Below are 12,539 nucleotides of genomic sequence, written 5' to 3'. Positions count from 1 at the left end.
ATGCTCACTGAAGCCCGATAGCACCAGCTCATCGGGCTTACTCATCACGCAACCAGCCGGTAAATGCAAACATTAAGAACTTAAGGTTGGCTTAATTTTACTTTGAGAGGATCTGCCCCACTTAGTTGATGGAACCCCCTTAATGTTAAAGCTCCTGTTTAAAAGACCGACTTTCGGGCAAATCAGCTGGCTTCTGCTGATCTCATTTTATCTTGCGACCTTCCTGAACATTGCGTTCTACAAACAGGTACTACAAGACCTGCCGCTGGATTCCCTGCGCAACGTACTGGTATTTTTATCAATGCCGGTAGTTGCCTTCAGCGTTATGAACATTGTACTGACGCTGGCCTCTTTCCTGTGGCTTAACCGCCTGCTGGCCTGCATTTTCATTCTGGCAGGCGCATCTGCCCAGTATTTCATTATGACTTACGGCATCATCATCGACCGCTCGATGATCGCCAATATGATGGATACCACACCAGCGGAAACCTTCGCCCTGCTGACGCCGCAAATGATCGTGACGCTTGGATTCAGCGGCATCATGGCAGCGGTAATCGCTTGCTGGATCAAAATCAAACCGGCAGCGCCAGTATTGCGTAGCGTGTTGTATCGAGGGGCCAATATACTGGTATCCGCTCTGCTGATCGTGCTGGTCGCCGCCTTCTTCTATAAAGATTACGCTTCGCTGTTTCGCAATAACAAAGAGTTGGTTAAGTCCCTCAGCCCGTCTAACAGCATTGTGGCTACGTCGTCCTGGTATTCCCACCAACGGCTGGCTAATCTGCCACTGGTACGCATCGGTGAAGATACTCATCGCAATCCATTGATGACAAAAGAAAAACGTAAAAACCTCACCATTGTGGTTCTCGGCGAAACCTCGCGCGCCGATAACTTCTCGCTGTCGGGTTATTCGCGCCAAACCAATCCTCTGCTGGAAAAAGATAACGTGGTCTATTTCCCGCGCACCACCTCCTGCGGTACGGCGACAGCCGTTTCCGTACCCTGCATGTTCTCCGACATGCCGCGCGCACATTATGATGAAGAGCTGGCGCACCACCAGGAAGGCGTACTCGACATCATCCAACGGGCGGGGGTTAACGTGCTGTGGAATGATAATGACGGCGGCTGTAAAGGTGCATGTGACCGCGTACCGCATCAGAATATGACCGAGCTGAACCTGTCGGGGCAGTGTATTGATGGTGAATGCTATGACGAAGTCCTGTTCCACGGGCTGGAAGAGTACATTAATCAGTTGCAGGGTGATGGCGTGATTGTACTGCACACTATCGGCAGTCACGGTCCGACCTATTACAATCGCTATCCGCCACAGTTTAAGAAATTTACCCCAACCTGCGACACGAACGAAATCCAGACCTGCTCACAGCAACAACTGGTGAATACCTACGACAACACCATCCTGTACGTCGACTATATTGTTGATAAAGCAATTAATATACTGAAAGCGCATCAGGATAATTTCACCACCAGTCTGGTCTATCTTTCCGATCACGGTGAATCCTTAGGGGAAAATGGCGTCTATTTGCACGGCCTGCCGTATTCGATTGCACCGGACACACAAAAGCATGTACCGATGCTGCTTTGGTTGTCAGAGGATTACCAGCAGCGCTACCAGATCTCTCAGACATGTTTGCAAAAACGGGCAAACGCTGAAGATTTCTCACAGGATAATCTCTTCTCAACCCTGCTGGGATTAACAGGCGTACAGACAACCTATTACCAGGGCGCAGATGATATTCTGCAACCATGCAGGGGAGGCTAACCGAATGAAAATTTTGATTGTTGAAGACGATACGCTGTTGTTACAGGGGCTGATACTCGCCGCGCAAACGGAAGGTTACGCCTGCGATGGCGTGTCAACCGCCCGTGCAGCAGAGCATTGCCTGGAGACCGGACATTATAGTCTGGTAGTTCTGGATCTCGGTTTACCCGATGAAGACGGTCTGCATTTTCTGAACCGTATCAGGCAGAAGAAATATACCCTACCGGTACTGATCCTCACCGCTCGTGACACGCTCAAAGATCGTATCAACGGACTGGACGTCGGTGCCGATGACTATCTGGTAAAACCCTTCGCTCTGGAGGAACTGCACGCCCGCATCCGGGCGCTATTACGTCGTCATAACAGCCAGGGTGAGAGTGAACTTATTATCGGTAACCTGACGCTGAATATTGGTCGTCGCCAGGTGTGGTTGGACGGACAAGAGGTTATCTTAACGCCCAAAGAGTACGCGCTACTGTCGCGGTTGATGCTCAAAGCGGGCAGCCCGGTACACCGGGAAATTCTGTATAACGACATCTACAGTTGGGATAACGAGCCGTCGACAAATACGCTTGAAGTCCACATTCACAATCTGCGCGACAAAGTCGGGAAATCACGCATCCGCACGGTCAGAGGATTTGGCTACATGCTGGTTGCTACCGGGGAAAGCTAAGTGAAGCTGATACATTTTTTAAAACAACCGCTCCCGCTTCGTCACCGCCTGATGCTGACGATTGGCCTTATTCTGCTGGTCTTTCAGCTGATTAGTACCTTCTGGCTATGGCACGAAAGCACTGAACAAATACAGCTGTTCGAGCAGGCGTTACGCGAAAACCGTAACAACGATCGCCACATCATGCATGAGATCCGCGAGGCCATCGCCAGCCTGATCGTCCCCGGTATCTTTATGGTCAGCCTGACGCTGATTATTTGCTATCAGGCAGTACGGCGTATTACCCGTCCCCTTGCTGATTTACAAAAAGAGTTAGAAGCACGTACGGCAGATAACCTGACTCCTATCGCTATTCGCAGCTCGACCATTGAGATCCAGGCGGTAGTCTCGGCCCTCAATCAACTGGTGACGCGACTGACCACCACCATCGAAAACGAACGTCTGTTTACCGCCGATGTCGCCCACGAGCTTCGAACGCCGTTATCCGGCGTTCGCCTGCACCTGGAACTGCTGTCAAAAGCCCACAACGTTGACGTTTCGCCGTTGATTGCCCGTCTTGACCAAATGATGGACAGCGTGTCGCAGCTACTGCAGCTCGCCCGTGTGGGTCAGTCGTTTTCCGCCGGGAATTACCAGCATGTGAAACTGCTGGAAGACGTGATATTGCCTTCCTACGATGAGCTCAGCACTATGCTGGACCAGCGGCAACAGACGCTATTACTACCAGAGAGCGCCACGGATGTCGTCGTCCGGGGTGACGTCACGCTGCTGCGTATGCTGCTGCGAAACCTGGTGGAAAACGCACATCGTTACAGCCCGGAAGGCACTAATATTACGATTGTCCTAAACACAGAACACGATGCGTTGATGGCCGTCGAGGATGAAGGGCCAGGAATTGATGAAAGTAAATGCGGGGAGTTAAGCCAGGCGTTTGTACGCATGGACAGTCGTTTCGGCGGCATTGGCCTGGGATTGAGTATTGTTAGCCGTATAACCCAGCTCCACCATGGCCAGTTCTTCTTGCAGAATCGCGTCGGAACTACCGGCACCCGAGCCTGGGTGGTGCTGGAGAAAGATCAGTAAGAGCTCACCCATACGTACAAAAAGCTGCTCACGATCAGCACGCTGCATACGGTGGTTAAACTTTCATAAATACGGGTTTTCATGACACTCTCCTCCAATAATCTGGAGGAGAGTTTGCCTGACAGAGATTAAGCCAACCTTAAGAGCCTGCCCTATTAGGCTCTAAGCCCTGGCTTACAGGAAAAGATTACTCATCAATACGCGGGTGCTGCTGTACCAGTCGCGAACGCTTGACCTGCAATTCAGCAATTTCCTGATCGATATCTTCAATCTTCTGCTCGATGTTATCGTAGTGCTCACCGAGGATTTCTTTCGCTTCCTGTATATCCGAAGCCGCAGGGGTCGCTCCTTTCAGTGGCTGATTAGCGGTCTCTTTCATGGTCACGCCGGTAATTAAACCCACCACCGCAATCACCATCAGATAGTAAGCAGGCATCATCAGATTCTGCGAACTTTCCACCAGCCAGGCAGCCAGCGTTGGGGTCAAACCGGCAATCAATACCGAAATATTAAACGCCGCAGCCAACGCACTGTAACGAATGTGCGTCGGGAACATCGCCGGTAACGATGATGCCATTACCCCGGTAAAGCAGTTGAGGATCACCGCCAGCATCAATAAACCAGCGAAAATCAGGCCGATAATGTTGCTGTTAATCAAAATGAATGCCGGGATCGCCAGCACAAACAGCGCAATACTGCCCATAATAATAAACGGACGACGCCCGAAACGGTCGCTGAGCAGCCCCATCACCGGTTGTACAAACAGCATCCCGATCATGATGGCGATAATAATCAGCACACCGTGATCTTCAGAATAATGCAGGTTATGCGACAGGTAGCTCGGCATATAAGTGAGCAGCATGTAATAGGTGACGTTTGTCGCAATCACCAGACCAGTACACGCCAGCAGGCTACGCCAGTGCTTGGTCGCAATTTCCTTAAAGGAGACTTTCGGCCCTTCCTGCAAACCCTGACGGTCGCCCTGCTCCAGCTTATCAACGTGCTGTTGAAACGCCGGAGTCTCTTCCAAAGCGTGACGCAGATACAGACCAATCAACCCTAACGGCAACGCGAGGAAGAACGGAATACGCCAGCCCCAGTCAAGGAAATTCTCCTCACCGACGACGGTGGAGATCAACACCACGACGCCCGCACCCAGCACAAATCCCGCGATGGAGCCGAAATCCAGCCAGCTCCCCATAAACCCACGCTTACGGTCGGGAGAGTATTCCGCGACGAAAATTGATGCGCCGGTGTACTCCCCACCCACTGAGAAGCCCTGCGCCATCTTACACAGCAGCAGCAGTATTGGCGCCCAGATACCAATGGAGGCATACGAAGGGATAAGTCCGATACAGAACGTACTTATCGACATAATCACAATCGTGATAGCAAGTATCTTCTGGCGACCATATTTATCGCCGAGCATACCGAAGAACAATCCGCCAAGCGGTCGAATCAGAAAGGGAACGGAGAAGGTGGCAAGTGCAGCAACCATCTGCACGCTGGGGTCAGCCCCCGGGAAAAACACTTTACCTAATGCGTAAGCTACAAACCCATAAACACCAAAATCAAACCACTCCATTGCATTACCTAACGACGCAGCGGTAATGGCTTTTCGCAGTTTACCGTCATCGATAATGGTGACGTCGCGAAGCGTGATAGGTTTTATTTTTTTCCTTTTTAGCATACCTGTCCTCTTAGACTTAGCCCTGTCGCGCACAGAATGAATCACTCAACGCAGCATGCGCTAAGGTCATCGGCCTTGCGGGGAATGCACTGGCGCAATCCCTGTAACAAGCGTAGCAGGTTTACTTACACTGACCTGAAGTGTGCAGTACAACCGAACCTGTTGACGCCTGATTGGGCGGTTAATGACCTCTTTACCCTAACAGTGTTTAAATTTGTGATCAACTTCACACATAGTTTTTCATTTCGTCAACATGCGTAAATAAGGTCATTCTTAGTCAGCTTTTTTACATAAAGTCGTTGCGATTTATTGGCAATTATCTACAAGAGAATCACCCTGTCGCACCAACAATCACCGCAGTCATTATTATTCTGCTAGCGAAAAAAACATCTAATCCCTTCACAAAAAATTCACAGATTTTTTAATAGCCGGAAGCTTTAGGAATTTTTGCTCGGAATATGTGATGAAGATAACTAAAACACCGTTTTATTTTGATTGAATCATCGTTCTCATGAATGCACACTAATTCCAGACGCAATATCCCTGGGAGCAGTTAGATGCTCAACGTATGCCGCGTTAGATTTTATAAAACAAAGAGATAGCCGTTTTCTTTGTTGTTATTTTTAAGTAACCATTTGAATTTAAATAATTTTTAATTTCTTGCGCGTTTGATACCAGCGACAAGACATGAGGACGTTTATGAAAATTAAAGCCACGATTGAACGCATCCCCGGCGGAATGATGTTGATTCCACTGTTATTAGGCGCAGTATTAAATACGTTAGCTCCCGATACCGGTGCTTATTTCGGTTCATTTACAAAAGGAATGATCAGCGGCACCGTTCCGATTCTGGCTGTGTGGTTTTTTTGTATTGGCGCATCTATTGATTTACGCGCAACCGGAACGGTATTACGCAAATCCGGTACGCTGGTATTAACCAAAATAGCCGTGGCCTGGGCAGTGGCAATGATTGCCGCTTCATTTATCCCTGACACAGGTATTCAAACTGGTTTCTTTGCGGGTCTTTCCGTTCTGGCGATAGTCTCGGCAATGGACATGACCAACGGTGGTCTGTACGCCAGCCTGATGAATCAGTACGGTACTAAAGAAGAGTCCGGCGCATTCGTTCTGATGTCACTGGAGTCTGGCCCGTTAATGACTATGGTCATCCTGGGTTCTGCAGGTCTCGCTTCCTTCGAACCGCACCATTTCGTCGGTGCAGTCTTACCGTTCCTGATTGGCTTTGCGCTGGGTAACCTGGATCACGACCTGCGTTCCTTCTTCAGCAAAGCGACGCCGGTGCTGATTCCGTTCTTCGGCTTCGCGCTGGGTAACACCATTAACCTGAGCGTCATTGTTGATACCGGTCTGCTGGGTATCCTGCTGGGTGTCGCGGTAATCGTTATTACTGGTATCCCGCTGATTATTGCCGACCGTGTCATTGGCGGAGGGAACGGTACTGCGGGCGTCGCAGCCTCTTCTGCGGCAGGTGCTGCGGTGGCAAATCCGGTGATCATCGCTCAGATTAACCCGGCATTTGAACCCGTTGCCGCCTCAGCGACGGCATTGGTTGCCGCCAGCGTTATTGTCACTGCGATTCTGGTACCAATTATCACCGCGCTGTACGCCAAACGTTTTAACAAACAGCCGGTCGTCACAGAGACTGCGGCCACACCAGCGGATTCTCTGCACCACTAAGTTTGCCCCAACGTACTCACCGTCCCCTCTCAACCCATGAGAGAGGACGGTGCAAAAATCTCTTCAACCATCGCATCAACTAACCGCTTTGCCGAACACAGCCTCGGCATTCCCAACGCCACATTTTGCCAACGCTGCGTTACCGACCAGCTCACCGGATGCCGCTCTGCATCACACCAGTCACCAAGCCAGCTCAGCATATCGTTGTGTTCACTTGATCCGCCGACAGCAGGTGTACTGAGCCATTGGTGATAATAATGACGCGTAGTAGGTGCAGCATTTACGCTATGTGCCAGCGCCTGGGTAGCCATCGTGCGCAGATTGTCTTTTAGCATCGATACCACATCGGCATTCCCCAGCCGACAGGCATCTCCAAAGGCTCCCCAACGTAGCTCCTCCAGCGCGATGAAGCAGCGCCCCGGCAATGACCAGCCGTCATAAGCGCCGGCACGCCAGCGAGTAAAAATTTGTTCGCTATGTTCACCAGCCTGGACAGTCAGCCCTCGTTGGACAAGCGCCTTCTTTTTATAAGCGCTGCGTTGTGTAAACCAGTCGGAGAGTGCGCTTATCTGCAGCATTACGCCCTGGGTGGCCTGACCGCGCGGATTTTCCATTTGATGCATAAACAACAGTCGTTCAGCAATACGCATCAGTGCCAGATGCCCCGGATCGATCATTCCCGCCAGTTTCTCCACCAGCTTAAGACGCATAACCAGGTGCTCGCTGGACACTCCCGCCATAACCCACGCCCGAAGCTGAGTCTGGGATAACACTTCTTGCGTCAGGCGCGCGCGCAGTCGCTTCTGCTGTTGCAGAAAACCGCCGGAACGTTTGGTTTCATCTCCCTGAACCAGATCGACCATAAACTTCGGGTAGACACACTCCAGCGTCCGCCCTGGGCCTTCCAGTAACACGTTAGTCATGTATGCTCTACTGCAAAAAGGGTGTGAATATCGTCACGTAGCAAGCGAGAATCTTCATAAATCCATGCCGCAGTCGCAATACGATGCTGTAATTGCTCACTCAGGGCATTCACTGCAGATTCATTTTGCTGACGCAGGGCCAAACTCTCACGCAGGCTCGCCTGTAATTGCGTCAGGCTCAGTGAAAAATCGGCAAAAAACGTTGCCATACCTGCCGTAACGGAAATATCGACCTGCGCCACTAAAGCTTTACGGATTTGTTGGCAAAACAGGGTGACGTACTGCACCAGGCTCTTGTGCAGTACGCTCATATCAATCAGGTAACGCGTTTTGGTTTCAACGTAATCATTCCATCCCCAGTTTGGCTGGTTCAGCCAGCGGGAGAAAGTGTCCCGCACGCCTCCCACCGTGGAGGTGGTATTTTCCGACGGCATATCCTGTTCAATGGCTTCGTTAAACAACTGGCGAGTATTGAAGTTGAACATCGCCGCATGAAATGCCGGAAAACGGATCCGCGCACGAAATCCGGTATGGCTCAGTTCCTCTTTCACCCGCAGCTCAATTGGCCTCATGGCCTCGTTTAACGTCCGCGACAGCGTCGACTCCAGTTGCTCAAAACGCAACGCCAAATCGCGACTGATATTCTCCTGCGCTGCCAGCAGGACGACTTCACAGGACGACCGAATTTTATCTAATACAATCTTCGCTTGCCCTTCGTCATGCAGCACCAGCATTTCACCCGCCATTTCCGCCGCTGCAATGGACGCTCCCATACCGTGTTGTGAAATCCTCAACACGTTTTCTTTTGCAAAGAACGCATTAATTCTAAAAAGAATATCGGCTTGCTGTTGATTGAGAAACGCCGTGGCAGATTCCAGCGCCAGCTCAACCTCGTGGTTAACTTCATCACTCACCCGCTCCTGGCTCACCTGAAGCTGCTGCATATCTTCTTCAATATGGCTGACATTCAGCTGCAGCTTTTCATACGCTACTGTTAAGCCGTGATAGCGAAACTCCAGGTATTCATGCGCGCTTTGCGCATAGTTCAATAACTTATGCGACGCAGAGCGTAGTGCATAGAGCGAAGCATTAGCGTAGGCAGCATGGATCAATTTTTGAATCGGCTGCTCAAACAATGAATCTTCCCAAAGCAAATCGGCGGCATGCCTAATATGCTCCGTATCATCAAGATCGGTGGTTCGCCAGCGCCTGCCGAGCGCCGCTTCGGCAAAATCCTGTACCCAGCGTTGTTTATGGTGATCCGGCAACCGCCCGTTAGTCGTCAACTCATGACGCGCCCTGTTCGCCAGATATCCCCACATTGAAGAAACCGGATAAATACGTTCAGGTGTAATAGCGCCTTTCATCAAGGTACCGGAAATCAACGCCCGCACCTGCTCTTCATCATCACTATTGCGGTCTTTCTGATCGAATTTATTCACCAGAGCGTACAACGGCACCGACTTTCCAACCGCTGTAATGGCCTGACGGACTTCCTCATCCGAAATAGATTTCAGTTGGGTATAATCCATCACCGCCAGCACCGCTGAAGCCCGCGCCAGCTGTTCATTAAGCATCTTTTGTAAGTGCGGCTGCCCCGCCTCATTTGGCCCCGGCGTATCCAGCAGGGTCAATTGCCCCGGATAGCTCGCCAGCCCGGCCAAATGCACAAACTCAACTTCAATAACCGGAATATGCTCAATCGCTGCGTAAGCGGAAAAAGGAAAATCGACCTCCAGCGCTTTTGACAGACGCACAAGATCGTTCAGACTTTTGAGACAGTGGAAAATAGGTTCTGCGCCAAGATAATACCGTTCAAATGCCACGCCGGTTTCAATACGCTGAAGCAGGGCATTCATATCCTTATCAATTTCCAGCGTCTGAGTCAGAAGCTGGCGATCGCACTCCCGCACGCGCTGCTGTAATAAATTCATCAAGGCATCAATCGGTGCAACATGAGAAAAATGCAGCACCGGCTCTTTCTGACCTGGCGTATGGCGGATAAGCGTCGGCAGCGCCGTCATCGGGCGATTACGATTAGGCAGAACCTCCGTACCCACAATCGCGTTTATTGTCGTCGATTTACCCGCCTTCATGGTGCCGACAATAGCCAGCACCATCTCCAGACGCGTTATCTTTCGCAGCTCATTGTTGAGCGTTGCCTGCTGGACATCCATGCCACGCGCACTGAAATGCAGGGGCTGTACCTGTCCGCTATGCTCTCCTTCTTTCTGCGTGACGTTATCCAACGATGTCGCGGGCAATTTTTGTAATTGCTTGAGATGTTCCTGAGAGAGCATCAGCAAGCGTTCAGCTTCCTGACTTAATTCATATATTGTCTGTGTGTACATGGAAAATTTTTCCTTAACGCAAATAGCAGTGCTTTTATTTAGCCAAATCGTTTTATTTATAGACTTTCGGCTTTTATAATTACGTGTGGAAATAATTAAAAATCAAAACAACCAATTGATATTTTTAATATAGAATTCAATGTATAACCGTTGGCCTGAGGCCTCTCACTTACTGTATTAAGTAAGAAAGATAAAGAGAGTAGTTCAGTTTTAAAAAATGCCAGCTTAATTCCCCTACCTAAATTAAGGGGTCGTGAAGCATTCACATACAATGGCTAAGTGATACTGAAAGTCGTGTGACCTATGAATATCAGGTGGTTTGCCTCACCTTATCTTAAATAACAAAGCGTAGCAATTTCCCTTAAAAAATATTCAGTCCGGATTTCAGGTACTGGAAAGCAAAGGTATTGTGGTGTTTAACTGCAGCCTGCCATTTTTCTTAATCGGACAGTAGTCCCGACAAAAGCAGGGATTTTATGTATAATTGCGGCCTTTTTCGGCAATCTGCCATTTTTGGGCGCTTTTGCCCCTGCTGACTTTTGAGGAAATCTACATGTCATTACCACACTGCCCACAATGCAACTCCGAATACACTTACGAAGATAACGGCATGTTCATTTGCCCGGAATGCGCCCACGAATGGAACGATGCTGAACCGGCTCAGGACAGCGACGAACTGATCGTGAAAGACGCTAACGGCAACCTGCTGGCCGACGGCGACAGCGTTACCGTCGTGAAAGATCTGAAGGTAAAAGGTAGCTCTTCAATGCTGAAGATTGGGACCAAAGTGAAAAACATCCGTCTGGTTGAAGGCGACCACAACATTGATTGCAAGATCGATGGATTTGGCCCAATGAAACTGAAATCCGAGTTCGTGAAAAAGAACTAATGATTATGCCCGGTGGCGCTTCGCTTACCGGGCTTACGCTAACTACACTTAACTGGCTTCTTTTACTGAGGTAAAAATTATGCCATTAAGTCCCTACATCTCTTTTGCCGGCAATTGCGCCGACGCCATCGCATACTACCAACAGACATTGGGCGCAGAGCTGCTCTACAAAATCAACTTTGGTGAAATGCCCAAATCGGCACAGGACAGCGAAGAGGGTTGCCCTTCAGGTATGAAATTCCCCGATACTGCAATAGCCCACGCTAATCTGCGTATCGCGGGCAGCGATATCATGATGAGTGATGCTGTTTCATCAGGAAACGCACATTATTCCGGTTTCACGCTGGTTCTTGATACGCAACATGTCGACGAAGGGAAGCGCTGGTTTGACAAACTTGCCGCCAAAGGCCAAATCGAAATGGACTGGCAGGAAACCTTCTGGGCGCACGGATTCGGTAAAGTCACCGATCAATACGGTGTGCCATGGATGATTAACGTCGTGAAGCAACCGCAGCCAACCGAGTAACCTGACGGGAGGCTCGCCCTCCCGTACTGTCATCAAATCTCGCTCAACTCTTCATCGCCAGGTAACCTTCCTTTAACGAAAATGTCACATTAATCCGCCACGATGGGGCCACTTTTTTAGGGAGGCCGCATCATGCAAACGATTATTCGCGTCGAAAAACTCTCCAAATCCTTCAATCAACATCAGGCGCTAAACGCGGTTGATCTCAATATCGGTGCCGGTGAGATGGTCGCTCTGCTTGGGCCGTCTGGCTCCGGCAAATCCACCCTTTTACGCCATTTAAGCGGTTTGATTACTGGTGATAAATCACCAGGCAGTCACGTCGAACTGTTAGGTCGCACCGTACAGCGTGAAGGCCGGCTGGCGCGCGACATTCGCAAAAGCCGCGCTCACACCGGCTACATCTTCCAGCAGTTCAATCTGGTGAACCGTCTGACCGTGCTGGAGAACGTGCTGATTGGTGCGCTCGGCAGCACACCGTTCTGGCGCACTTGTTTTAGCTGGTTTACGTCAGAACAGAAACAACGTGCGTTACAGGCGCTAACCCGCGTTGGCATGGCGCACTTTGCATATCAGCGCGTTTCCACGCTTTCAGGCGGGCAGCAGCAACGCGTCGCCATCGCCCGCGCGCTGATGCAGCAGGCAAAAGTGATCCTCGCCGATGAGCCGATTGCCTCGCTGGACCCGGAATCTGCGCGCATCGTGATGGACACCCTGCGCGACATTAACCAGACCGACGGCATCACCGTGGTTGTCACGCTGCATCAGGTGGATTACGCCCTGCGTTACTGCGAACGCATTGTCGCACTGCGTCAGGGGAACGTCTTCTTTGATGGCAGCAGCCAACACTTCGATAACGATCGATTTGATCATCTCTACCGCAGCATGAACCGCGTCGAACAGAACGCGCAGGCTGCTTAATTGAA

11 protein-coding genes are annotated in these 12,539 nt (G+C 50.4%); 7 read left to right on the top strand and 4 right to left on the bottom strand.

From position 1 onward, the window contains the following. Positions 1-142: 142 nt before the first annotated feature. Genes eptA through pmrB form a run of 3 tightly spaced genes read left to right on the top strand, consistent with a single transcriptional unit; the run spans position 143 to position 3,536 of the window. Positions 143-1,780: a phosphoethanolamine transferase EptA gene (eptA, locus tag OGX98_RS00685; RefSeq protein WP_286594695.1), complete on the top strand. Its 1,638-nt coding sequence runs from the start codon at positions 143-145 to the stop codon at positions 1,778-1,780. Positions 1,781-1,784: 4 nt separating this feature from the next. Beyond that, entirely contained in the window at positions 1,785-2,453 is a 669-nt protein-coding gene (gene pmrA / locus OGX98_RS00680; RefSeq protein WP_286594694.1) for a two-component system response regulator PmrA, read from the top strand. Between the two features lie 9 nt (positions 2,454-2,462). Further along, on the top strand, positions 2,463-3,536 hold the full coding sequence (gene pmrB, locus OGX98_RS00675; protein WP_167493969.1) for a two-component system sensor histidine kinase PmrB: 1,074 nt from the start codon (positions 2,463-2,465) through the stop codon (positions 3,534-3,536). Here the strand turns inward: pmrB and pmrR are convergent. Then, positions 3,530-3,619, bottom strand: a complete 90-nt coding sequence (gene pmrR, locus OGX98_RS00670) for an LpxT activity modulator PmrR (RefSeq protein ID WP_003826741.1) — start codon at positions 3,617-3,619, stop codon at positions 3,530-3,532. The genes pmrB and pmrR overlap by 7 nt on opposite strands. 104 nt (positions 3,620-3,723) lie before the next feature. Beyond that, positions 3,724-5,226: a glycine betaine/L-proline transporter ProP gene (gene proP / locus OGX98_RS00665; protein ID WP_045438776.1), complete on the bottom strand. Its 1,503-nt coding sequence runs from the start codon at positions 5,224-5,226 to the stop codon at positions 3,724-3,726. A 699-nt stretch (positions 5,227-5,925) separates the two neighbouring features. On the opposite strand from proP, the gene kdgT reads away from it, so the two are divergent. Continuing rightward, positions 5,926-6,924 carry a 2-keto-3-deoxygluconate transporter gene (gene kdgT / locus OGX98_RS00660; RefSeq protein ID WP_045438773.1) on the top strand — a complete coding sequence of 333 codons (999 nt, stop codon included), beginning with the start codon at positions 5,926-5,928 and terminating at the stop codon, positions 6,922-6,924. Positions 6,925-6,953: 29 nt separating this feature from the next. On the opposite strand, the gene OGX98_RS00655 is transcribed toward kdgT, so the two are convergent. Both OGX98_RS00655 and crfC read right to left on the bottom strand, forming a co-directional pair. Beyond that, complete coding sequence (locus OGX98_RS00655) at positions 6,954-7,847, bottom strand: diguanylate cyclase regulator RdcB family protein (RefSeq protein ID WP_045438764.1); 894 nt, start codon at positions 7,845-7,847, stop codon at positions 6,954-6,956. Then, positions 7,844-10,198 carry a clamp-binding protein CrfC gene (gene crfC / locus OGX98_RS00650; RefSeq protein WP_045438762.1) on the bottom strand — a complete coding sequence of 785 codons (2,355 nt, stop codon included), beginning with the start codon at positions 10,196-10,198 and terminating at the stop codon, positions 7,844-7,846. Before crfC ends, OGX98_RS00655 begins: the two co-directional genes overlap by 4 nt. Positions 10,199-10,751: 553 nt before the next feature. Here crfC and OGX98_RS00645 point away from each other — a divergent pair. From OGX98_RS00645 to phnC, 3 genes are all read left to right on the top strand, one after another. Continuing rightward, positions 10,752-11,087 (top strand): zinc ribbon domain-containing protein YjdM, encoded by a 336-nt coding sequence (locus tag OGX98_RS00645; RefSeq protein WP_003031835.1) that lies wholly within the window; start codon positions 10,752-10,754, stop codon positions 11,085-11,087. A gap of 79 nt (positions 11,088-11,166) precedes the next feature. Then, positions 11,167-11,613 (top strand): VOC family metalloprotein YjdN, encoded by a 447-nt coding sequence (gene yjdN, locus OGX98_RS00640; protein WP_045438759.1) that lies wholly within the window; start codon positions 11,167-11,169, stop codon positions 11,611-11,613. Between the two features lie 132 nt (positions 11,614-11,745). Then, positions 11,746-12,534: a phosphonate ABC transporter ATP-binding protein gene (gene phnC, locus OGX98_RS00635; protein WP_045438756.1), complete on the top strand. Its 789-nt coding sequence runs from the start codon at positions 11,746-11,748 to the stop codon at positions 12,532-12,534. Positions 12,535-12,539 lie beyond the last annotated feature (5 nt).

Origin of the sequence: Citrobacter sp. Cm046, from assembly GCF_030333065.1 — a bacterium.
Taxonomy (GTDB): domain Bacteria; phylum Pseudomonadota; class Gammaproteobacteria; order Enterobacterales; family Enterobacteriaceae; genus Citrobacter; species Citrobacter murliniae.
The sequence above is the reverse complement of the archived record's forward strand: the minus strand, read 5'-3'. Positions and strand labels throughout refer to the sequence as shown.

Bases quoted from the DNA above. Each gene is read 5' to 3' on its own strand.
- OGX98_RS00645 (WP_003031835.1), top strand. From the start codon at position 10,752: ATGTCATTACCACACTGCCCACAATGCAACTCCGAATACACTTACGAA.
- crfC (WP_045438762.1), bottom strand. From the start codon at position 10,198: ATGTACACACAGACAATATATGAATTAAGTCAGGAAGCTGAACGCTTG.
- pmrA (WP_286594694.1), top strand. From the start codon at position 1,785: ATGAAAATTTTGATTGTTGAAGACGATACGCTGTTGTTACAGGGGCTG.
- yjdN (WP_045438759.1), top strand. From the start codon at position 11,167: ATGCCATTAAGTCCCTACATCTCTTTTGCCGGCAATTGCGCCGACGCC.
- eptA (WP_286594695.1), top strand. From the start codon at position 143: ATGTTAAAGCTCCTGTTTAAAAGACCGACTTTCGGGCAAATCAGCTGG.
- OGX98_RS00655 (WP_045438764.1), bottom strand. From the start codon at position 7,847: ATGACTAACGTGTTACTGGAAGGCCCAGGGCGGACGCTGGAGTGTGTC.
- kdgT (WP_045438773.1), top strand. From the start codon at position 5,926: ATGAAAATTAAAGCCACGATTGAACGCATCCCCGGCGGAATGATGTTG.
- proP (WP_045438776.1), bottom strand. From the start codon at position 5,226: ATGCTAAAAAGGAAAAAAATAAAACCTATCACGCTTCGCGACGTCACC.
- pmrR (WP_003826741.1), bottom strand. From the start codon at position 3,619: ATGAAAACCCGTATTTATGAAAGTTTAACCACCGTATGCAGCGTGCTG.
- phnC (WP_045438756.1), top strand. From the start codon at position 11,746: ATGCAAACGATTATTCGCGTCGAAAAACTCTCCAAATCCTTCAATCAA.